The organism is Enterobacter sp. ECC-219 (assembly GCF_043966805.1).
In the GTDB taxonomy this organism is placed as follows: domain Bacteria; phylum Pseudomonadota; class Gammaproteobacteria; order Enterobacterales; family Enterobacteriaceae; genus Enterobacter; species Enterobacter cloacae_N.
This window is the reverse complement of the sequence record NZ_CP143680.1, coordinates 3,654,849-3,676,804: the sequence shown is the minus strand read 5'-3', so window position 1 is coordinate 3,676,804 and position 21,956 is coordinate 3,654,849. Positions and strand designations below refer to the sequence as shown.

Here is a 21,956-nt window from a genome sequence, read left to right as displayed (position 1 = left end):
CTTGTTTAATCCTGCGCCAGGTTGGAAGTGTATTTTTCGGAAGCATTGCCGTAATCGGTGATGCAGCGCCAACTGACATTCGCTCCTTGTATATTGGCAGGTATCGGGATGGCGACGCTGGATTTAGGTCCCACCATATCGGCTTTTTCTATCTTCTTTGCACCCAGCGAGAGAGAATCAAAAATACTGTAAAATGCCCCATCGTTGATGACGGTAAGCTGCTGGTCATGGCGAACGAAGCGCAGGTTTTTGCATGACTCTGATGGCGAGCCGCTAAGTCCAACAGGGCGCCAGAAGAGTTTCAGGCGCGTTTTATAAATCAGGCGCAGAACATTCTTACCCTCTTCATCTCCAGGCGTGGCGGGTACGGTTCGCACATTAAGGTAGAACAATGTCTCTTTATCGACAGGCAGCGGGCGACCGCTCCAGGTTATTCGCAGACTTTGCTCTTTTTGCGGATCGAGACGAAAGAGAGGTGGCGTCACGATAAAGGGGCCCCGTGTTTTTCCATCCCCAGTATCCGTCCAGGATTGAATTAACCAGGGGAGTTCTTTTTCACTATTTAGTAAGGGCAGGGCTACTTCCTTTTTTGCGGCATCGTAAATTATGCGAGTACGGCCGATTTGTACCCCCGTGGCGTGACAAAAAGTGCTTGCAATAACGGGAATGCATAATAAGAGTTTTATTGATGTGCGCATGGAAAACCCCTCAATAAAGCAGGTTGAAAGAACGATAATAGTCCGAATGCGGACTATTATCTGAGCATGACTCCTTAAATGTCATGGCGTAAATATATTTATTAGCTGAATATTTGGCGATGGCTTATTAGCGATATAAAATATTCACCGTCATATCAGCATCGGCTGGACCGGCTGTTACCGTTGCCGCGAATGATTTATAGCGGGCGTTAAAGTCTGCCTTGATGGTATCAGAAGATTTCGTGGGCAGTTCAATGTAGACCTGTTCTTCAGAACCATCCATGGTGATCAACTGAGCATCGCTCCCTACAGGACTGACGGCAACGCCAATACCCGTCGCGGCGGTGTCACCTGTTGAGGTAATTTTGCTTACATCAAGCAGAGTATTCGTCTTCGTCAAGGTTGTTGGACCGTTAAAGGTCAGTTGAACCGCTGGCAATCCGTCGCTTTTTAATGGACAGTTGGCCAAAATAATAGAGAACGGAGTGAGCGTGGTTTCCTTTCCGACTTCTGTAAAAAGTGAGACCGGATAGGTACCAAGTGGAATCGTACTGTCTGTGCCGCTGTCCCCTTGAATCGTGCAGCTAGGTTCAATAATTTCACCCGTGAAGTGGATCGTCCCTGCATTCATTTCGGCAGCGAAACTGCCCATTGAAATGACAGCAAGCGTCACGCCCGCAAAAATGTTTCTTTTGAAATCCATCTACAAAAACTCCTGAAGTTGAAAACAAATTGGCATGCAACTTGATATATTTCTCGATTAACGCCGAGCAAAAGTATAGCGGGTAATTTTCATTAGGTAAGCGATGGGCAAGAATAATATTGTATATTGTAAACTATTAAAAATGACATTTGAATTGATTGAATTTAATGTTTGATACGCTGCGGTTATCTAATTTACATATTTTTATCATTTAAGAAATCAAGTGAGCGAAAAAATAAGCGTATTTTGATGATGTATTTACCAAATGCTCAGCAGGTGAGTATGTACTTAAATTTTACTAAATGCATTTTTAATAATTATTCATCGATGATGATTGGCTGTCAAAACCCACCTGAGCATTATTTAAACCATTTTTCCAGCCTTCTCCTGTACAGGCTCTTCTTAAAGTGTGTAAAAAGGCCCGCTTATAGGGTTTTATCAGCCCATTGACGATGCGCCACCGTGGCATGATACCCGTGACGTAATGGGCTGAGCATGTACTGTGGCAGAAGAGAACGACGACAAAACGGAAGCCCCCACACCCCACCGACTAGAAAAGGCGCGTGAGGAAGGGCAGATACCCCGATCCCGAGAATTGACCTCCCTGCTGATCCTTATCGTCGGGGTGTGCATTATCTGGTGGGGTGGGGAGTCGCTCGCCCGCAAGCTGGCGGGGATGCTCTCCACCGGCTTACGTTTTGACCACAGCATGGTCAACGACCCGAATCTGATCCTCAGCCAGATTATTCAGCTGATAAAAGGGGCCATGGTTGCGCTGCTGCCTCTGATTACCGGCGTAGTGCTGGTGGCGCTGGTCTCGCCGGTAATGCTGGGCGGCCTGGTCTTTAGCGGAAAATCGCTGCAACCCAAATTTTCGAAACTCAACCCGCTGCCGGGCATTGCGAAAATGTTCTCGGCGCAGACCGGGGCCGAGCTGCTCAAGGCTATTCTCAAATCGGTGCTGATGGGCAGTTCCGCGGGATTTTTTCTCTGGTACCACTGGCCCGAAATGATGCGCCTTATCAGCGAGTCGCCTCTTACCGCGATGAGCAACGCGCTGAATCTGGTCGGGCTTTGCGCGCTGCTGGTGGTGCTCAGCATTATTCCGATGGTGGGTTTTGACGTGATCTTCCAGCTTTATTCCCACTTCAAGAAACTGCGGATGTCACGTCAGGACATCCGCGACGAATATAAGCAGATGGAAGGTGACCCGCACGTGAAGGGGCGCATCCGCCAGATGCAGCGTGCCGCCGCCCGTCGCCGCATGATGGAAGATGTGCCGAAGGCGGACGTCATCGTTACCAACCCGACACACTATTCCGTGGCGCTGCGCTATGACGAAAACAAAATGAGCGCGCCGAAAGTGGTGGCGAAAGGGGCGGGGCTGATTGCGTTGCGCATCCGGGAAATTGGCACCGAAAACCGCGTGCCGATCCTGGAAGCGCCTCCGCTGGCGCGAGCCCTCTACCGCCACGCGGATATCGGACAACAGATCCCTGGACAGCTCTACGCCGCGGTGGCGGAAGTGTTGGCCTGGGTATGGCAGTTGAAGCGCTGGCGTCTGGCCGGCGGTCAACGGCCTGTCAAACCTGAGAACCTTCCGGTGCCTGCCGCGCTGGATTTTATGAACGAGAAGGACACTGATGGCTAATCTGGTGGCAATGTTGCGCCTGCCCGGCAACCTGAAATCGACTCAATGGCAGATCCTTGCCGGGCCGATCCTCATCCTGTTGATTCTGTCGATGATGGTACTGCCGCTCCCGGCATTCATCCTCGATCTGCTTTTTACCTTCAATATTGCGCTGTCCATTATGGTGCTGCTGGTGGCGATGTTCACCCAGCGCACCCTGGAGTTCGCCGCGTTCCCGACCATTCTGCTGTTTACCACCTTGCTGCGGCTGGCGCTGAACGTGGCCTCCACGCGTATCATCCTGATGGAAGGCCACACCGGCGCGGCAGCGGCAGGGAAGGTGGTCGAAGCCTTCGGCCACTTCCTGGTGGGCGGGAACTTCGCTATCGGTATCGTGGTGTTCGTTATCCTCGTTATCATCAACTTTATGGTTATCACCAAAGGCGCGGGGCGTATCGCGGAAGTAGGCGCACGTTTTGTGCTGGACGGGATGCCGGGCAAGCAGATGGCTATCGACGCCGACCTGAACGCCGGGCTTATTGCCGAAGATGAAGCGAAAAAGCGCCGCGCGGAAGTGACGCAAGAAGCGGACTTCTACGGCTCCATGGACGGTGCGAGTAAGTTTGTTCGCGGTGATGCCATCGCGGGCATCCTGATCATGGTGATTAACGTGGTCGGCGGCCTGCTGGTGGGGGTATTGCAGCACGGGATGGACATGGGCCACGCGGCGGAAAGCTATACGCTGCTGACCATTGGTGACGGTCTTGTTGCACAGATCCCGGCGCTGGTCATCTCCACTGCGGCGGGTGTTATCGTTACGCGCGTCAGTACCGACCAGGACGTTGGCGAGCAGATGGTTGGCCAGCTCTTCAGTAACCCGCGCGTGATGCTGCTGGCGGCTGCGGTGCTGGGACTGCTCGGCCTGGTGCCGGGGATGCCAAACCTCGTATTCCTGCTGTTTACGGCGGGGCTGCTGGGCCTGGCCTGGTGGATGCGTGGCCGCGAGATCAGGCCGGCTGCGGAACCGGTTCCGGTGAAAATGCCGGAGAACACCCAGGCTGTAGAGGCGACCTGGAACGACGTTCAACTGGAAGATTCCCTGGGAATGGAAGTGGGGTATCGCCTGATCCCGATGGTGGATTTCCAGCAGGATGGCGAGCTGCTTGGCCGCATCCGGAGTATCCGTAAAAAATTCGCCCAGGATATGGGCTTTCTGCCGCCGGTGGTTCACATCAAGGACAACATGGACCTGCCGCCCGCGCGCTACCGCATTCTGATGAAAGGGGTCGAAATTGGCAGCGGTGATGCCTACCCGGGCCGCTGGCTGGCCATTAACCCCGGCACCGCAGCAGGCACGCTCCCGGGCGAGCAAACCGTCGATCCGGCCTTTGGCCTGGCGGCAATCTGGATTGAAAGCGCGCTGAAAGAGCAGGCGCAAATTCAGGGATATACAGTTGTCGAAGCCAGTACCGTGGTGGCAACCCACCTTAATCATCTGATTGGCCAATTCTCGGCTGAACTGTTTGGCCGTCAGGAAGCGCAGCAGCTTCTCGACCGCGTGACGCAGGAGATGCCGAAGCTGACGGAAGACCTGGTGCCGGGCGTGCTGACGTTAACCACGCTGCACAAGGTGCTGCAGAATCTGCTTGAGGAAAAAGTGCCGATCCGCGATATGCGTACCATTCTGGAAACCCTTGCTGAGCATGCGCCGCTGCAAAGCGATCCGCACGAGCTGACGGCGGTGGTGCGCGTGGCGCTGGGGCGCGCGATCACCCAACAGTGGTTCCCGGGAACCGGTGAAGTCCAGGTTATTGGCCTCGATACGCCGCTTGAACGCCTTCTGCTGCAGGCCCTGCAGGGCGGAGGCGGCCTGGAGCCTGGGCTGGCGGATCGCCTGCTGGAGCAGACCCAGGAAGCGCTGGCGCGTCAGGAGATGCTGGGGGCACCGCCGGTGCTGCTGGTCAACCACGCGCTGCGCCCGCTACTGTCGCGCTTCCTGCGTCGCAGCCTGAACCAGCTGGTTGTGCTGTCGAATATGGAGCTGTCGGACAACCGCCATATCCGCATGACGGCGACGATTGGAGGAAAATAATGGGTAAATGGTTATGGATTTTGTTCTTCCCGCTGGCGGTTCAGGCTGCCGGGGAAGGCTCCTGGCAGGCAAGCAGCATGGGGGTGACCCTCAGCAACCGGGGGGTCGCCATGTCCTCTAACCCGCTGTCGCCTTCTGAAACGGTTTCTGGTCAGATGGGGATGGTGGTCTGGAACTACCGGCTGATTGGCCCAACCCCTGCCGGGCTTCGGGTGCGTCTCTGTTCTCAGACTCGCTGTACGGAGATCGACGGAGAAAATGGCACAACCCAGGCATTCAACGGCGTGCCGGCCATTGAACCCTTGCGTTTTATCTGGGAAGTGCCGGGCGGGGGACGTTTGATCCCGGCGCTGAAGGTGCAGAGTAATTCTGTCATCGTCAACTACCGCTAGCTGCCTGCCTTTTCACCAGCCATCAGTCAATTCTGATGGCTGTCTCGCAAAATTGACCTCCTCTTTTGATGCAACAGAAACGCTGTTTTATAAATTAGTGACACGCGTGACGCGACCCTTTGCATTTTTGCCATTCACCCTGCTCGTGATGGCAGAAACAGAAAGGTATCAGGACGTCGTTGCATTTACTGTAGCCGTGTAAAAACTCCCAGATGAGCCTTACCTGCAGGGAGTCTCCCAAATTTGATTAGGGTTGACGGCAATGAAAACACGTAAAATTGGACTCGCAAATTATCTTGCCTACGGAGCAGGCGATTTTCTTGGGGCAGGTACTACCGCCCTGACGGCGGCCTGGCTTTTGTATTTTTATACCACCTTCTGTGGACTCACACCGATTGAGGCAACCTTCATCTTTGCCGCTGCGAGGGTGCTGGATGCTGTTGTCAGCCCGTTAATGGGCTTTTTGACGGATAACTTCGGTACGACCTGGCTTGGGAAGCGCTTTGGTCGCCGTAAGTTCTTTATCCTGCTGGGTATTCCATGCGTGTTCAGCTACTCGTTGATGTGGGTGGGGGACATGAATTTCTGGTACTACCTGCTGACCTATCTGGTGTTTGATATTGTCTACACCATGATTCTGGTGCCTTACGAAACGCTGGTGCCGGAAATGACCGATGACTTCAAACAGAAAACCAAGTTCTCCGGGGCGCGTATCTCTATGGCGCAAATGTCCGCCATTCTGGCCTCCTTCCTGCCGGGGATCCTGCTCACGCAATTCGGGAAAGACAACGCGGTTTCCTTCTTCTACGCAAGCCTGGTCTTCTCCGTGCTGTGCGCGCTGATGCTGACCTTTGTCTGGTTCTTTACCTGGGAGCGCCCGCGTGAGGAGTGGTCTGAAGCGGCGCTGCGTGCTGAAGAAGAGAAGAAGAAGCTGACGCTGGGGCAGAGTCTCAATCGCCTGATCGTTGAGTTAAGCTCCACGCTGCGCATCAAGATTTTCCGTCAGCATCTGGGCATGTACCTCGGCGGCTATATCGCGCAGGACGTGTTTAATGCGGTATTCACTTACTACGTGGTGTTTGTGCTGATGCAGGAAGCCTCAATGGCGTCCAATCTGCTGGGCACGATGGCTATCTTCCAGTTCCTCGCCGTGATCGGGATGATCCCGCTGTGTATTCGCTTCGGACCTGCTCCGTCCTACCGCATGGTCGTGGTGCTGTTTGGCCTGGCGTCTCTTTCTTACGCCATGCTCTATTATGCGGGCCTGAGCGACGTCTATGCTCTGCTGTTGCTGATCTCTGCGGTTGCTGGGCTGGGCCGCGGCGGTATCAACTACGTGCCATGGAATACCTACACCTACATTGCTGACGTGGATGAAGTAATCACCGGCCAGCGCCGCGAAGGGATTTTCGCCGGCATCATGACCCTGACCCGCAAGGCGTCTCAGGCCGGTGCGGTGATGCTGGTAGGCATTGTGATGCAGATGTCCGGCTTTGTCAGCGGTCAGAAAGTCCAGCCTGCGGAAGTGAGCCACACCATTTTGACGATCCTGAGCGTGGGCACCGTCCTGGTGCTGTTCTGCGGTTTTCTTGTCTCCCTGCGCTTCAAGCTCAACTTGCAGACCCACAGCACGCTGCGCGAGGAGACCGCGAAAATGCGCGAGTGTGGTCATGCGATGCCGGAGTCAGCGACGCCACACGCCCGCGCTACCGTCGAGATGCTGGCCGGTATGCCTTATGAGTCACTCTGGGGCAATAACAACATCGGTTATCTGAATCGCAACAAACCAGCGGCACCTTCGCTGAAGGATCGCGCGGTACTCAATTCGACATACAACGGAGGTTAAGATAATGAAAGTTTGGCCTGTCAAACATAGCCCGTTATTGCGTCAGCCTGAACGTTTTATAGCCAGGGACGAGCTGAAATCGCTGATTCAAAAGGTGACGTATAACCTGGTCAATATCCACGACAAAACGGGTGAGTTTTTGCTGCGGCTGGACGACGGACGCGTAATCGACACCAAAGGCTGGGCCGGATGGGAGTGGACGCACGGCGTCGGTTTGTATGGCATCTGGCAGTACTACTGCCAGACCGGCGACGAAGAGATGCGCAATATTATCGACAGCTGGTTTACAGACCGCTTTGCGGAAGGCGCCACCACCAAAAACGTCAATACCATGTCGCCGTTCCTGACGCTGGCCTATCGCTACGAAGAGACCAAAAACCCGGCCTGGCTGCCGTGGCTGGAAAGCTGGGCGGAGTGGGCGATGGCCGAGATGCCGCGCACCGATTACGGTGGGATGCAGCACATCACCCTGGCAGAAGAGAACCACCAGCAGATGTGGGATGACACGCTGATGATGACGGTGCTGCCGCTGGCAAAAATCGGCAAGCTGCTCAACAAACCGGAGTACGTTGAAGAGGCGGTGTATCAGTTCCTGCTGCACGTGCAGAACCTAATGGACCGGGAGACCGGGCTGTGGTTCCACGGCTGGAGCTACGACGGTAAGCATAACTTTGCCCGTGCCCGCTGGGCGCGCGGCAACAGCTGGCTCACCATCGTGATCCCGGACTTCCTCGAGCTGGTTGATCTGCCGGAAAACAACGCCATGCGCCGCTACCTGGTGCAGGTATTGAATGCGCAGATTTCCGCGCTGGCAAAGTGTCAGGACGACAGCGGGCTGTGGCATACGCTGCTCGACGATCCACATTCTTATCTTGAGGCGTCCGCCACGGCAGGGTTTGCCTACGGCATTCTGAAAGCCGTGCGCAAGCGCTACGTTGGCGCGGAGTATGCCGAAGTGGCAGAAAAAGCGATTGGCGGTATCGTCAAAAATATTTCGCCGGAAGGCGAGCTGCTGCAAACCTCGTTCGGTACGGGGATGGGGAGCGATCTTGAGTTCTATCGCCAGATCCCGCTGACGTCGATGCCGTACGGACAGGCGATGGCGATACTCTGTTTGACGGAGTATCTGCGGAAGTATTTCTGATAATAAAAAACCCGGCGTCTGCCGGGTTTTTTGTATTACATACGTTCTACGGTTTCGATACCCAGGGTATCCAGACCCAGCTTCAGGGTCTTCGCCGTCAGCTGCGCCAGCTTCAGGCGGCTGTTGCGTACCGATTCATTTTCCGCAGACAGAATAGGGCAGTGCTCGTAGAAGCCGGAGAACAGACCCGCCAGATCGTACAGGTATGCACACATTACGTGCGGCGTGCCGTCACGCGCGACAACCGTCAGCGTCTCTTCGAACTGCAGCAGACGCGCCGCCAGCTGCGCTTCACGATCTTCCGTAATGGTTACTGTCGTATTCGCCAGCACGCTTTCATCAATGTTCGCCTTACGGAACACGGAGAGCACGCGGGTATAGGCATACTGCATGTACGGCGCCGTGTTGCCTTCAAACGCCAGCATGTTGTCCCAGTCGAAGATATAGTCGGTGGTGCGGTTCTTGGAAAGATCCGCGTATTTCACCGCGCCGATACCCACGGCGTTAGCCAGTTTTTCCAGTTCATCAGCAGGCATGTCCGGGTTCTTCTCGGCCACCAGGCGACGTGCGCGCTCCAGTGCTTCGTCCAGCAGATCGGAAAGCTTCACGGTACCGCCCGCGCGGGTTTTGAACGGCTTGCCGTCTTTACCCAGCATCATGCCGAACATGTGGTGTTCCAGCGGAACGCAGTCAGGTACGTAACCGGCTTTACGCACGATAGTCCACGCCTGCATCAGGTGCTGGTGCTGGCGGGAGTCGATGTAGTACAGCACGCGGTCAGCGTGAAGGGTTTCGTAGCGGTATTTCGCGCAGGCGATATCGGTGGTGGTGTAGAGATAGCCGCCATCCTTTTTCTGGATGATCACGCCCATCGGTTCACCTTCCTTGTTTTTGTACTCATCAAGGAACACAACCGTTGCGCCTTCGCTCTCTACCGCGAGGTTTTTGGCTTTCAGATCCGCCACGATGCCGGGCAGCATCGGGTTGTAGAGGCTTTCACCCATCACGTCGTCGCGGGTCAGCGTCACATTCAGACGGTTGTAGGTCAGCTGGTTCTGGGACATGGTGATGTCAACCAGCTTGCGCCACATTTCAAGGAAGTATCGATCGCCGCCCTGCAGCTTCACCACGTAGCTGCGCGCGCGCTCGGCGAAGGCTTCGTCTTCGTCGTAGTGCTTTTTGGCTTCGCGATAGAATCCTTCCAGGTCCGCCAGCGCCATTTCACCCGCGTTTTCCTGCTGCTGTTTTTCCAGGTAAGCAATCAGCATGCCGAACTGGGTGCCCCAGTCGCCCACGTGGTTCGCGCGGATCACCTTGTGACCGAGGAACTCGAGCGTGCGCACCGCGGCGTCACCGATGATGGTGGAGCGCAGGTGACCTACGTGCATCTCTTTCGCCACGTTCGGGGCAGAATAGTCGACAACCACGGTCTGCGCTTCCGGCTGGGAAACGCCCAGACGGTCAGACTTCAGCGCCGCGTCAACGTGGCTCGCCAGGAATGCAGGCTCAAGGAAAATATTGATAAAGCCCGGACCGGCAATTTCGGTTTTGCTGGCAATGCCGGAGAGATCCAGATGCGTCAGTACCTGCTCAGCGAGCTGTCGCGGCGGCATGCCCAGTTTTTTAGCCACTGCCATCACGCCATTAGCCTGATAGTCGCCAAACTGTACTTTTGCTGACTGACGAACCTGCGGTTCGCAATCCGCAGGCGCGCCTGCGGCAATCAGTGCCTGACTGACTTTTTCGGAGAGAAGAGCCTGAATATTCACCTGGATACCTTACGTTTTTGATGCGGGCTTACAACCGCCCGCGCCAGTTAAAGAATTTAGGGCGGGAGTATACTGCAAATGCCTTCTGGCGTCAGCATTGCGGGGCCTGAAGATTGCTCAGAATCCAGGCGGTGAAGGTGTGCATAATCATGCAGTCGCAAAAAGCCGGATTCTGCGGTTGGTCAAAACAGGGCAACAGAGTAAATTAGCGGCTTTGCGACATGAAAAGAGACTGATTTATGGCAAACTGGCAATCCATTGACGAACTGCATGATATTTCCGCAGATTTACCGCGCTTCACAAAGGCGTTCACAGAACTTGCCACCCGTCTTGGTCTGGATATCGCGCCGCTTGAGGCAGATCACATCTCTTTGCGCTGTCACCAGAATGCGACGGCTGAACGCTGGCGCCGCGGGTTTGAACAGTGCGGCGAGTTGCTCTCTGAGAACATCATCAATGGACGCCCCATTTGTCTGTTCAAACTGCATGAGCCGGTGAACGTGGCGCACTGGCAGTTCACCGTGGTTGAACTGCCGTGGCCGGGTGAAAAACGCTATCCGCACGAAGGCTGGGAGCATATTGAAATCGTCCTGCCGGGAGAGCCGGAGACGTTAAACACGCGCGCGCTGGCCCTGCTTTCTGATGAGGGTTTAAGCAAGCCGGGGATTTTTGTGAAGACGAGTTCACCGAAAGGCGAGCGCGAGCGTCTTCCTAACCCGACGCTGGCCGTCACTGACGGGCAGGTGACCGTGAAATTTCATCCATGGACCATTGAGCAGATCGTTGCCAGCGAAGCCTGAGAGTTGTGATTCGCCGCTGAGACCCGAAACGAGAGGCGTGCCATGATGGCGCGTTAAGCTGATTTAAGGAGGAGTAGATGGCGCTGCTGGAGATTTGTTGTTACAGCGTGGAGTGTGCCCTTACGGCGCAACAGATGGGAGCTGACCGTATCGAACTGTGCGCGGCCCCGAAAGAAGGGGGGTTAACGCCTTCATACGGCGTATTGAAGTCTGCCCGCCAGGCCGTCACCATTCCGGTCCACCCGATTATTCGTCCTCGCGGCGGCGATTTTTGTTACACGCCGGGCGAGTTCAGTGCCATGCTTGAAGATATCGCCCTTGTTCGTGACCTGGGGTTCCCCGGTCTGGTGACCGGCCTGCTTGATGAAGACGGTCACGTCGATCTGCCGCGGATGCGCCAGGTGATGGACGCCGCTAAAGGGATGGCCGTCACTTTTCATCGCGCGTTTGATATGTGTAAAGATCCGCTTCAGGCCTTTGAAACGCTTGGAGAACTTGGCGTGGCGCGCGTTCTGACATCGGGACAGCAGTCTTCGGCTGAAAAAGGACTGCAATTTATTACGGAACTAAAAGCACATTCCGGTGTTCCAATAATAATGGCGGGTGCGGGAGTCCGTGCCAGCAATCTGGAACGGTTTTTAAACTCCGGGGTGGAAGAGCTTCACAGCTCTGCGGGGAAATGGATACCTTCACCCATGCGTTATCGCAATACAGGGCTGTCAATGTCGACGGATGCTGAAGCGGATGAGTATTCACGCTACGGCGTAGAGGGAGAGTCGGTTGCGGAAATGAAGTCGCTGATTGAGCGTCATCACGTGTAGCAACGTACCGATTTTTACCGCGCATCATGTCGCCCAATATGATGCTTGCTTGTACCAGGCCCCTGCCAATTACACAGGGGCCTTTTTTTCTCCTTCATATTTCAAGCCGCAACTGCGTTGGCCGCCTCGCTCACCCCGGTCACCTACTGATGTAAGCTCCCGGGGATTCGCTGCGTTGCCGCCTTGCTGCAACTTGAACTATTTTGGAGAAAAAGTGCTACGAGTAGGCCGGGTAAGGCGTAGCCACCACCCGGCTAAAAGGCTACGGCTTGGTCGCAATCAACACCGCACGCATCGGGGCCGGATAACCTTCGATGGTTTTGCTGTGGTCGGTCGGGTCGAGGAACTGCTCCAGCGATTCGGTGATCATCCAGTCGGTGCGGCGCTGCTCTTCGATAGACGTCACGCAAACATCGGCAATGCGCACATCCACAAATCCGCACTTCTCCAGCCAGTTTTTCAGCGCCAGTGCGGACGGGATGAAGTAAACGTTGCGCATCTGCGCGTAGCGATCGCCCGGCACCAGAACGGCATGTTCATCACCTTCGATCACCAGCGTTTCCAGCACCAGCTCGCCGCCGCTGACCAGCTGATCTTTGAGCTGCCACAGGTGTTCAAGCGGGGAACGACGGTGATACAGCACGCCCATGGAAAAAACGGTATCAAAGGCTTTCAGGGCCGGCAGCTGTTCTATACCCAGCGGCAGCAGGTGCGCGCGCTGGTCGTTGCCGAGCAGTTTTCGCACCGCCTCAAACTGGCACAGGAAGAGCTGCATCGGGTCGATGCCGACCGCCAGATGGGCTCCCGCGCCAATCATGCGCCACATGTGGTAACCGCTGCCGCAGCCTACGTCCAGGATGGTGCGCCCGGTCAGGTCGGAAAGGTGCGGCAGTACGCGATCCCACTTCCAGTCTGAGCGCCACTCGGTATTAATGTTCACGCCGTACAGCGAGAATGGCCCTTTGCGCCACGGCATTAAATTACGCATCAGCGTTTCGATGCGGTTGATCTGCCCGGCCGGGAGCGGCTCTTCGCTCTCGGCGGTTACGCTGTGCAGAAGATCCAGTCGATGCGGCGTCAGTTCCGGCAGATACTCCACGGCATTTGACCACTGCTTTAACAGGCCGTGCTGCTGATCGCGCTGCCAGGCGGCAATCTGCGCCGGCAGGGTCTCCAGCCAGTGGGAAAGATGGTTTTTAGCAATCAGCTGATAGAAGTTGCTGAATTCAATCATGCCGCATCTCCCGCTTTCAGCGCCACCAGCGAACCAAAGTTAAAGCACTGGAACCACAGTTCGCTGTGCTCAAACCCGGCTTTCTGCAGGCGCGCTTTGTGGGTTTCCACGGAGTCCGTCAGCATCACGTTTTCCAGCATGCTGCGCTTCTGGCTGATCTCCAGCTCGCTGTAGCCGTTCGCCCGTTTGAAATCGTGGTGCATGTTGAACAGCAGCTCGCCTACTTTGGCATCCTCAAAGCTGAATTTCTCAGAAAGCACCAGCGCGCCGCCGGGATTCAGCCCCTGATAAATTTTGTCCAGCAGTAGCTGACGGTCTTCAGGCACCAGGAACTGCAGGGTAAAATTCAGTACCACCATCGAGGCGTTGTTAATCTCGATCTCACGGATATCGCCTTCCACCACGTCCACCGGTACGGGGGCTTTATACGCGTCAATATGGCGACGGCAGCGCTCCACCATGGCCGGGGAGTTATCCACGGCAATGATGCGGCAGCCTTCGTGATGAACGTTACGACGTACCGACAGCGTTGCCGCGCCGAGCGAGCAGCCCAGGTCGTAGACCTGCGTGCCGGGTTGAACGAAGCGCTCAGCCAGCATGCCGATCATAGAGATAATATTGGAATAACCGGGAACAGAGCGCTGGATCATATCCGGGAAGACTTCGGCTACCCGTTCATCGAAGGTCCAGTCGCCCAGGCTGGCGATAGGCGCGGAAAAAAGCGTGTCGCGATCTGACATAACGTAAAAATCCGGGAAAAATAAAGTGGCGTATTGTGCGCTAACGGAGGGAGAAAACCAACTCCCACGGCATATACCACAGGTTAGCCAGCACCATCAGCAAAAGCGAACACCATGTCGCGCTCATGCCGGAACGACGCCAGCGGAATAAGCGGTGGTGAAAGCCATAATAGTGCATGAGCCGGCCAGCTATCAGCAGCAGACCGCAAATATGCACCATCCAGGTTTCCGCGCCATTCATCTCCATAAACAGCAGCAGGATGAGGGCCACGGGAATATATTCAACCGCATTACCGTGAATGCGGATAGCGCTTTGCAGTTCGGAGAAACCGCCGTCGCCATAAGAGACGCGGTACTGCATTCTCAGGCGCACAACATCAAATGAAAATTTAATCAGCAGTAATGCACCTAACACCGCATACAGCGCGCTGACCATACTAACTCCCTGTTTTTGGCAGATGGCACTTCACTATGATAGGGGGTGATATCAGAAAAGAGAAGATTGTTGTGGGATGGACGGCGCGATGCCCACGGACGGCACCACAGCCTGCAAGGCCTGCCACAGAGCATCGACCAGTTCGGGCGCCTGAGCGATATCCGGCGTGTGTAAAAAGAGGTACGGCGTGGTGGTGTGTTCCCAGTTTGCGAGTTTTTGCAGCCAGACGGCGAACATCGCCTGATTTTGCTCCATGTTATCGCTGCCGATGAACCGAACCATCGGATTCTGCGCGGTCACGATGGCGTGGACCGGTACTTTCGGTTTTTTACGCTGAGCTTCAACGATCGCCTCGTTATGCGGTACCGCGCTGTGCACCGGGCGGCTATCGAGGATCACCCGGTTAACGGAACGTTCAAGCAGGCCGCGGTTGAGTGCTCTTTCTGCTTCGCCCTTCGCAAAGAAGTCCTGGTGTCGGACTTCCACGCCATAGGTGAATTCACCGGGCAGGGCATCCAGGAACTGCCAGAGCGCAGGCAGGTCGCGCGGGGCAAACGTGGCGGGAAGCTGGAGCCAGTATTGCCCAATGCGGTTCGCCAGCGGCGACATGCGCGCGAAAAACTCTTCCGTTAAGTCCCCGCAGTTTCGCAGCGCGGCCTGGTGGGAAATGGTCGCCGGAAACTTAAAACAGAAACGGAAATCGTCGGTCGTTTGCTCTCGCCAGCGTTCGACAATCTCGGCTTTGGGAAGCGCATACAGGGTGGTATTACCCTCGACGCAGTTGAAGTGTCGGGCATACTCTTCAAGGCTGGTGATGCCCAGGCGCACCCATTTCGGGTGCGACCACTGGGGAAGGCCCACGTACATCATAGCGCGCTTAAAATCTCATCCGTACTGCGCACGCGTCCGATGCGCGGGAAGATGTGGGTCATGCTGCCCCGATGCTGTTCTGCGGAGGCCGCGCTGCAGGCATCTTCGGCAATCACCAGGTTAAAGCCCAGCTCCCAGGCGTTACGGGCGGTCGATTCCACGCCGATGTTGGTGGAAATGCCGCACAGAATAATGGTGTCGATACCGCGACGGCGGAGCTGCAGCTCCAGATCGGTCCCGTAGAAGGCGCCCCACTGACGTTTTGTCACTTCGATATCGCTGTCGCGTTTGCCCAGCGACACCGGGTACGTCCACCAGTTATCCGGCAGGGCATGCGCGGGCGCCTGGGCATCAACGGGCTGTTTTAACGCCTCGGCGAAATCAGCGGACCAGCCGACGCGCACCATGACTACAGGGGCACCGCTGGCGCGGCATTTCTCGGCCAGGCGAGCGGCGCGGCTGACCACATCATCCGCAGCGTGCGGGCCACCGGCAAAGGGGAGGATCCCTTCCTGTAAATCAATCACCACAAGCGCGGTTTTGCGGGCATCAAGTGTTAACATCGTCACTCCAGGTAAATTAATCACTTCCGTAACACCTTACGACGTGATGACCTGTTATCGGTCGGATAATTTTGTTAATTTTTGTGAGAATGCGCAATAAGAGTGCAGCAAACGACCGTCTGGCGGTGGTTCGCTCTTATCGTCCGGCGGAATTTCCAGTATAATAGCCGCCTTTTTTCATCCAGTTGTGACATACAGAAAGCTGCGACATAGTAGCCTGCATACCAGGCGACATTTAGCCTGCGGCTAATTAAGGGATATCTCATGCGTACAGAATATTGCGGGCAGCTGCGTCAGTCCCACGTCGGACAGCAGGTTACCCTGTGTGGTTGGGTCAACCGTCGTCGTGATCTTGGTAGCCTTATCTTCATCGATATGCGCGACCGTGAAGGTATCGTTCAGGTGTTCTTCGACCCGGATCGCGCCGAAGCGCTGAAGCTGGCCTCCGAGCTGCGTAATGAGTTCTGCATTCAGGTCACCGGCACCGTGCGGGCGCGTGACGAGAAAAACGTTAACGCAGACATGGCGACGGGGGCCATCGAAGTGCTGGCGTCCGATCTGGTTATCATCAACCGTGCCGAAGCGCTGCCGCTGGATTCCAACCACGTCAACACTGAAGAAGCGCGTCTGAAATACCGCTACCTGGATCTGCGTCGTCCGGAAATGGCCCAGCGCCTGAAAACCCGTGCGAAAATTACCAGCCTGGTGCGTCGCTTTATGGATGACCACGGTTTCCTCGATATCGAAACCCCGATGCTGACCAAAGCCACGCCGGAAGGCGCGCGCGATTACCTGGTGCCATCCCGCGTTCATAAAGGCAAATTCTACGCGCTGCCGCAGTCACCGCAGCTGTTCAAACAGCTGCTGATGATGTCCGGCTTCGATCGCTACTATCAAATCGTTAAGTGCTTCCGCGACGAAGACCTGCGCGCTGACCGTCAGCCCGAATTTACCCAGATCGACGTGGAAACCTCCTTCATGACCGCCGAACAGGTGCGTGAGGTGATGGAAGCGCTGGTGCGTAGCCTCTGGAACGACGTGAAAGGCGTTGAGCTGGGCGATTTCCCGATTATGACCTTCGCCGAAGCGGAACGTCGCTACGGCTCGGACAAACCAGACCTGCGTAACCCGATGGAGCTGGTGGACGTGGCTGATCTGGTGAAAGCCGTTGAGTTCGCGGTATTCGCGGGCCCGGCTAACGATCCGAAAGGCCGCGTGGCGGCCCTGCGCGTACCGGGCGGTGCGGCGCTGAGCCGTAAGCAGATTGATGACTACGGCAACTTTATTAAGATCTACGGCGCGAAAGGTCTGGCCTATATTAAAGTGACCGAGCGTGCGAAAGGTCTGGAAGGGATCACCAGCCCGGTGGCGAAGTTCCTGAACGCGGACATCGTGGAAGCGATCCTTGAGCGCACCGGCGCGCAGGATGGCGACATGATCTTCTTCGGCGCAGACAACAAGAAAGTCGTTGCGGATGCGATGGGCGCGCTGCGTCTGAAGCTCGGCAAAGACCTGAACCTGACCGACGAAACTAAATGGGCGCCGCTGTGGGTTATCGACTTCCCAATGTTTGAAGACGACGGTGAAGGCGGCCTGACCGCGATGCACCACCCGTTCACCTCGCCGAAAGACATGACGGCGGCAGAGCTGAAAGCGGCTCCGGAAGACGCGGTTGCGAATGCCTACGACATGGTTATCAACGGCTACGAAGTGGGCGGCGGTTCCGTGCGTATTCACAGCGGTGACATGCAGCAGACCGTGTTCGGCATTCTGGGCATTAACGAGCAGGAACAGCGCGAGAAGTTCGGCTTCCTGCTGGACGCCCTGAAATACGGCACGCCGCCGCACGCGGGCCTGGCCTTCGGTCTCGACCGTCTGACCATGCTGCTGACCGGCACCGATAACATTCGTGATGTTATTGCCTTCCCGAAAACCACTGCCGCAGCGTGTCTGATGACCGAAGCGCCAAGCTTTGCCAACCCGGCTGCGCTGGCCGAGCTGGGCATTGAAGTGGTGAAGAAGGAAGAGAAAAACTGATATGGCATATAAGCTTCCCGTTTCTGTCCTGGTGGTCATTTATGCAGAAGACACGAAGCGGGTGCTGATGTTGCAGCGGCGTGACGATCCTGATTTCTGGCAGTCGGTTACCGGCAGCCTGGAAGAGGGGGAGACCGCGCCGCAGGCCGCCGCGCGTGAAGTAAAGGAAGAGGTCACCATTGATGTTGCTCATGAGCAACTGACCCTGAAGGACTGTCAGCGCACGGTGGAGTTTGAAATTTTTAGCCATTTACGTCATCGCTATGCGCCGGGCATTGAGCGCAATACGGAGTCGTGGTTCTGTCTCGCGCTCCCCCATGAGCGGGAGATCGTGTTTACCGAACACCTGAACTACCGCTGGGTAGATGCGGCGGATGCCGCCGCGCTGACCAAGTCGTGGAGCAACCGGCAGGCGATTGAAGAATTTGTAATTAACGCGGCCTGAGAAGGCGCGATTTTTGGAGAACTTTTTATGGCAGGTCATAGTAAGTGGGCCAACACCAAGCACCGCAAAGCGGCACAGGATGCCAAGCGCGGTAAGATCTTTACCAAAATTATTCGCGAGCTGGTGACTGCGGCGCGTCTGGGCGGCGGCGATCCAGCTTCTAACCCGCGTCTGCGCGCGGCGGTGGATAAAGCGCTGTCTAACAACATGACGCGTGACACCCTGAACCGTGCTATCGCACGTGGCGTCGGCGGTGATGAAGACGCGAACATGGAAACCATCATTTATGAAGGTTACGGCCCTGGCGGTACTGCGGTGATGGTTGAGTGTCTGTCCGACAACCGTAACCGTACCGTTGCGGAAGTGCGCCATGCGTTCACCAAAACCGGTGGCAACCTGGGCACTGACGGTTCTGTAGCTTACCTGTTCAGCAAAAAAGGCGTCATCTCCTTCGAGAAAGGCGACGAAGATGCGATCATGGAAGCGGCGCTGGAAGCGGGTGCGGAAGACGTGGTGACCTACGATGATGGCGCCATTGACGTTTACACCGCCTGGGAAGAGATGGGCGCCGTGCGCGATGCGCTGGAAGCCGCGGGCCTGAAAGCGGACAACGCTGAAGTCTCAATGATCCCGTCTACCAAAGCGGACATGGATGCGGAAACCGCACCGAAACTGCTGCGTCTGATCGACATGCTCGAAGACTGCGACGACGTGCAGGAAGTGTACCACAACGGTGAAATCTCTGATGAGGTTGCAGCGACTCTCTGATGAGAGCCTGTAAACCGTTTACGGGAGACGCGTGATGTCGATTATCCTCGGGATTGACCCCGGCTCGCGCGTCACCGGCTATGGCGTTATCCGTCAGGTGGGACGCCAGCTAACCTACCTCGGCAGTGGCTGTATTCGTACTAAAGTGGACGATCTGCCGTCGCGCCTGAAGCTCATCTACGCGGGCGTGTCGGAGATCATCACCCAATTTCAGCCGGACTATTTCGCCATCGAGCAGGTCTTTATGGCGAAAAACGCCGATTCAGCGCTAAAGCTGGGTCAGGCGCGCGGTGTCGCCATCGTCGCTGCCGTAAACCAGGATTTGCCGGTGTTCGAGTACGCCGCGCGTCAGGTTAAGCAGACGGTAGTGGGGATTGGTAGCGCGGAGAAAAGCCAGGTGCAGCACATGGTGCGTACCCTGCTGAAGCTTCCCGCGAACCCGCAGGCCGACGCAGCCGATGCGCTGGCGATTGCGATTACCCACTGCCACGTCAGCCAGAACGCGATGCAGATGAGCGAGTCGCGGCTCAACCTGGCGCGAGGCAGGTTACGATAATCAGAAATCAGGCTGGATGTTTATCCAGCCTTTTTTTATTATGTCGGCAGTTAATTTCTTCCAGAACGCAGGAGCGTCACGTGATAGGCAGACTCAGAGGCATCATCATTGAAAAACAACCCCCGTTAGTGCTGCTGGAAGTGGGTGGCGTGGGCTATGAAGTCCATATGCCGATGACCTGCTTCTACGAGCTGCCGGACGCGGGCAAAGAGGCGGTTGTCTTTACTCAGTTTGTGGTGCGTGAAGATGCTCAGCTGCTCTACGGCTTCAACAACAAGCAGGAACGCACCCTGTTCCGCGAGCTGATTAAAACCAACGGCGTCGGGCCGAAGCTGGCGCTGGCGATTTTGTCCGGTATGTCAGCCCAGCAGTTTGTGAATGCCGTTGAGCGCGAAGATCCTGCGGCGCTGATTAAGCTTCCGGGCATCGGTAAGAAAACCGCCGAGCGTTTGATAGTCGAAATGAAAGACCGCTTTAAAGGTCTGCACGGCGATCTGTTCACCCCGGCGGCCGATTTGGTTCTGACCTCCCCGGGCGCGCCTGCCTCTGATGATGACGCCGAGCAGGAAGCGGTTGCCGCGCTGGTGGCGCTGGGCTATAAACCTCAGGAGGCCAGCCGCATGGTGAGCAAAATTGCCAAACCGGATGCCAGCAGTGAAACCCTGATTCGTGAAGCGCTGCGCGCTGCATTGTGAGGTAAAGGATGATTGAAGCAGATCGCCTGGTATCGGCAGGCACCCTTCAGGCAGAAGACGTGGTGGATCGCGCGATCCGCCCTAAGCTGCTTGATGAGTATATCGGCCAGCCGCAGGTACGTTCCCAGATGGAGATTTTCATCCAGGCGGCAAAGCTGCGCGGCGATGCACTCGATCACCTGCTGATTTTTGGCCCGCCGGGGTTAGGGAAAACCACCCTGGCGAATATCGTCGCCAACGAAATGGGCGTTAATCTGCGCACCACCTCCGGCCCGGTGCTGGAGAAAGCGGGCGATCTGGCGGCAATGCTGACCAACCTTGAACCGCATGACGTGCTGTTTATCGACGAAATCCATCGCCTGTCTCCGGTAGTGGAAGAGGTGCTCTATCCGGCGATGGAAGATTATCAGCTGGATATCATGATTGGCGAAGGCCCGGCCGCGCGCTCTATCAAAATCGATCTCCCTCCGTTTACCCTGATTGGCGCAACGACCCGTGCCGGGTCGTTAACCTCTCCGCTGCGCGACCGCTTCGGTATCGTTCAGCGTCTGGAGTTTTATCAGGTGCCGGACCTGCAGCATATCGTTGGCCGTAGCGCGCGCTATATGGGGCTGGATATGAGCGAAGAGGGCGCTTTTGAAGTGGCGAAGCGTTCGCGCGGGACGCCGCGTATTGCCAATCGCCTGCTGCGCCGCGTGCGTGACTTTGCCGAAGTGAAGCATGATGGCACCATTTCGGCAGAGATTGCCGCCCAGGCGCTGGATATGCTTAACGTCGATGCCGAAGGCTTTGACTATATGGACCGCAAGCTGCTGCTGGCGGTGCTGGATAAGTTCTTTGGTGGCCCGGTTGGCCTGGATAACCTGGCGGCGGCGATCGGAGAAGAGCGTGAGACGATTGAAGATGTGCTGGAGCCGTATCTGATCCAGCAGGGCTTTCTGCAGCGCACGCCGCGTGGCCGAATGGCGACGGTGCGGGCTTGGAATCATTTTGGTATCACCCCACCGGCAATGCCGTAACGATGAGCAGGCGGGATGTTAAATTCCGCCTGCGACGCTGACCGATTATTCACCTCATCCGATTTTCCCATCAATATTATTTTGGATAAATTTATCATCCATATCATTTGAGATAATTCACTCATTTTATCTACTATGAATTTATAGCGATACCCAAGCTTATAAATGAATTTTATTTACCCTATCAGGAATAACAAAATGAAATTAATGAAGGCAATATCTATTGCCGCTCTGACTATGGCGGCTATATCTGGCGTAGCGAATGCCGCTATTTCAGGAACCCAAACATGGAAAATGGTAGATCAGAGACTTGAAAATACCAGTAACGGACAAAAACTGTGTATGACTGGCGTTGGCCTGGAGCAGGCGACGATGGAAGAGTGTGGTTCTAATCCAGATATGCAGAATATACGTGAGGCCAATTTCGCTCTTGGTGGGACTCTGATACTGGATGAACATCCATATTATGCATTCGGGCCAATAGATAATAAAATCTATTTAGTCCAAAATGACACTTCCGCGCCTCATTGGAACCATGTTAACGGACAGATGATAACAGCTGATTATGATGGTCATGAGAAATGTCTTGATATTGAAGGCGGTATAAACGTCCCTGGCGCCAAATTGTATTTAGCAACTTGTACCAATAAATAAAATAAGCACCGATAATTTCATCGGTGCTTATTTACGTGTGCGCC

22 protein-coding genes are annotated in these 21,956 nt (G+C 55.7%); 14 read left to right on the top strand and 8 right to left on the bottom strand.

Annotated features, from left to right (window positions below):
* Positions 1 to 5: 5 nt before the first annotated feature.
* Together V1603_RS17450 and V1603_RS17445 are read right to left on the bottom strand one after the other, a co-directional pair.
* The gene (locus V1603_RS17450) at positions 6 to 698 is read right to left on the bottom strand and encodes a molecular chaperone (protein ID WP_233003077.1); all 693 of its coding nucleotides are present in this window, start codon (positions 696 to 698) and stop codon (positions 6 to 8) included.
* A gap of 127 nt (positions 699 to 825) precedes the next feature.
* Positions 826 to 1,401, bottom strand: a complete 576-nt coding sequence (locus V1603_RS17445; protein WP_233003076.1) for a fimbrial protein — start codon at positions 1,399 to 1,401, stop codon at positions 826 to 828.
* Between the two features lie 502 nt (positions 1,402 to 1,903).
* Here V1603_RS17445 and flhB point away from each other — a divergent pair.
* From flhB to V1603_RS17420, 5 genes are all read left to right on the top strand, one after another.
* A complete protein-coding gene (gene flhB / locus V1603_RS17440; RefSeq protein ID WP_041909432.1) occupies positions 1,904 to 3,052 on the top strand; it encodes a flagellar biosynthesis protein FlhB in 1,149 nt (382 codons plus the stop codon).
* Positions 3,045 to 5,123, top strand: coding sequence for a flagellar biosynthesis protein FlhA (flhA, locus tag V1603_RS17435; RefSeq protein WP_395313015.1), 2,079 nt, complete (start codon positions 3,045 to 3,047; stop codon positions 5,121 to 5,123). Before flhB ends, flhA begins: the two co-directional genes overlap by 8 nt.
* Complete coding sequence (locus V1603_RS17430) at positions 5,123 to 5,515, top strand: flagellar protein FlhE (RefSeq protein ID WP_163329859.1); 393 nt, start codon at positions 5,123 to 5,125, stop codon at positions 5,513 to 5,515. The genes flhA and V1603_RS17430 overlap by 1 nt, the downstream gene beginning before the upstream one ends.
* 262 nt (positions 5,516 to 5,777) lie before the next feature.
* The gene (locus tag V1603_RS17425; RefSeq protein ID WP_116339067.1) at positions 5,778 to 7,361 is read left to right on the top strand and encodes an MFS transporter; all 1,584 of its coding nucleotides are present in this window, start codon (positions 5,778 to 5,780) and stop codon (positions 7,359 to 7,361) included.
* Positions 7,362 to 7,365: 4 nt separating this feature from the next.
* Entirely contained in the window at positions 7,366 to 8,505 is a 1,140-nt protein-coding gene (locus V1603_RS17420; protein WP_395313014.1) for a glycoside hydrolase family 105 protein, read from the top strand.
* Positions 8,506 to 8,540: 35 nt separating this feature from the next.
* Here V1603_RS17420 and argS read toward each other — a convergent pair whose 3' ends face one another.
* Positions 8,541 to 10,274, bottom strand: a complete 1,734-nt coding sequence (gene argS / locus V1603_RS17415) for an arginine--tRNA ligase (protein ID WP_116339071.1) — start codon at positions 10,272 to 10,274, stop codon at positions 8,541 to 8,543.
* Between the two features lie 239 nt (positions 10,275 to 10,513).
* Here argS and V1603_RS17410 point away from each other — a divergent pair, with 239 nt between their 5' ends.
* Positions 10,514 to 11,074 carry a VOC family protein gene (locus V1603_RS17410; protein WP_166711575.1) on the top strand — a complete coding sequence of 187 codons (561 nt, stop codon included), beginning with the start codon at positions 10,514 to 10,516 and terminating at the stop codon, positions 11,072 to 11,074.
* Between the two features lie 77 nt (positions 11,075 to 11,151).
* On the top strand, positions 11,152 to 11,895 hold the full coding sequence (gene cutC / locus V1603_RS17405; RefSeq protein ID WP_395313013.1) for a copper homeostasis protein CutC: 744 nt from the start codon (positions 11,152 to 11,154) through the stop codon (positions 11,893 to 11,895).
* Between the two features lie 262 nt (positions 11,896 to 12,157).
* On the opposite strand, the gene cmoB is transcribed toward cutC, so the two are convergent.
* The 5 genes from cmoB to V1603_RS17380 are packed head-to-tail and all read right to left on the bottom strand — an operon-like array spanning position 12,158 to position 15,738.
* The gene (gene cmoB, locus V1603_RS17400) at positions 12,158 to 13,129 is read right to left on the bottom strand and encodes a tRNA 5-methoxyuridine(34)/uridine 5-oxyacetic acid(34) synthase CmoB (protein ID WP_116339079.1); all 972 of its coding nucleotides are present in this window, start codon (positions 13,127 to 13,129) and stop codon (positions 12,158 to 12,160) included.
* The gene (gene cmoA, locus V1603_RS17395; protein ID WP_163329865.1) at positions 13,126 to 13,869 is read right to left on the bottom strand and encodes a carboxy-S-adenosyl-L-methionine synthase CmoA; all 744 of its coding nucleotides are present in this window, start codon (positions 13,867 to 13,869) and stop codon (positions 13,126 to 13,128) included. The genes cmoB and cmoA overlap by 4 nt, the downstream gene beginning before the upstream one ends.
* 40 nt (positions 13,870 to 13,909) lie before the next feature.
* Entirely contained in the window at positions 13,910 to 14,305 is a 396-nt protein-coding gene (locus tag V1603_RS17390; protein ID WP_116339083.1) for an MAPEG family protein, read from the bottom strand.
* A 51-nt stretch (positions 14,306 to 14,356) separates the two neighbouring features.
* A complete protein-coding gene (locus tag V1603_RS17385) occupies positions 14,357 to 15,175 on the bottom strand; it encodes a DUF72 domain-containing protein (RefSeq protein ID WP_395313012.1) in 819 nt (272 codons plus the stop codon).
* Positions 15,172 to 15,738: a hydrolase gene (locus tag V1603_RS17380; protein WP_166711571.1), complete on the bottom strand. Its 567-nt coding sequence runs from the start codon at positions 15,736 to 15,738 to the stop codon at positions 15,172 to 15,174. Before V1603_RS17380 ends, V1603_RS17385 begins: the two co-directional genes overlap by 4 nt.
* A gap of 264 nt (positions 15,739 to 16,002) precedes the next feature.
* Here V1603_RS17380 and aspS point away from each other — a divergent pair, with 264 nt between their 5' ends.
* From aspS to V1603_RS17345, 7 genes are all read left to right on the top strand, one after another.
* Entirely contained in the window at positions 16,003 to 17,775 is a 1,773-nt protein-coding gene (aspS, locus tag V1603_RS17375) for an aspartate--tRNA ligase (RefSeq protein ID WP_061097871.1), read from the top strand.
* Position 17,776: 1 nt separating this feature from the next.
* Positions 17,777 to 18,220, top strand: coding sequence for a dihydroneopterin triphosphate diphosphatase (nudB, locus tag V1603_RS17370; protein ID WP_061097872.1), 444 nt, complete (start codon positions 17,777 to 17,779; stop codon positions 18,218 to 18,220).
* Between the two features lie 27 nt (positions 18,221 to 18,247).
* A complete protein-coding gene (locus tag V1603_RS17365) occupies positions 18,248 to 18,988 on the top strand; it encodes a YebC/PmpR family DNA-binding transcriptional regulator (RefSeq protein WP_003859747.1) in 741 nt (246 codons plus the stop codon).
* A 34-nt stretch (positions 18,989 to 19,022) separates the two neighbouring features.
* Complete coding sequence (ruvC, locus tag V1603_RS17360) at positions 19,023 to 19,544, top strand: crossover junction endodeoxyribonuclease RuvC (protein WP_003859749.1); 522 nt, start codon at positions 19,023 to 19,025, stop codon at positions 19,542 to 19,544.
* Positions 19,545 to 19,624: 80 nt separating this feature from the next.
* Complete coding sequence (gene ruvA, locus V1603_RS17355; protein WP_163329867.1) at positions 19,625 to 20,239, top strand: Holliday junction branch migration protein RuvA; 615 nt, start codon at positions 19,625 to 19,627, stop codon at positions 20,237 to 20,239.
* 8 nt (positions 20,240 to 20,247) lie between these two features.
* Positions 20,248 to 21,258 (top strand): Holliday junction branch migration DNA helicase RuvB, encoded by a 1,011-nt coding sequence (ruvB, locus tag V1603_RS17350; RefSeq protein WP_025756924.1) that lies wholly within the window; start codon positions 20,248 to 20,250, stop codon positions 21,256 to 21,258.
* Between the two features lie 198 nt (positions 21,259 to 21,456).
* Positions 21,457 to 21,912 (top strand): hypothetical protein, encoded by a 456-nt coding sequence (locus V1603_RS17345; RefSeq protein WP_166711569.1) that lies wholly within the window; start codon positions 21,457 to 21,459, stop codon positions 21,910 to 21,912.
* The last annotated feature ends 44 nt before the right edge of the window (positions 21,913 to 21,956 follow it).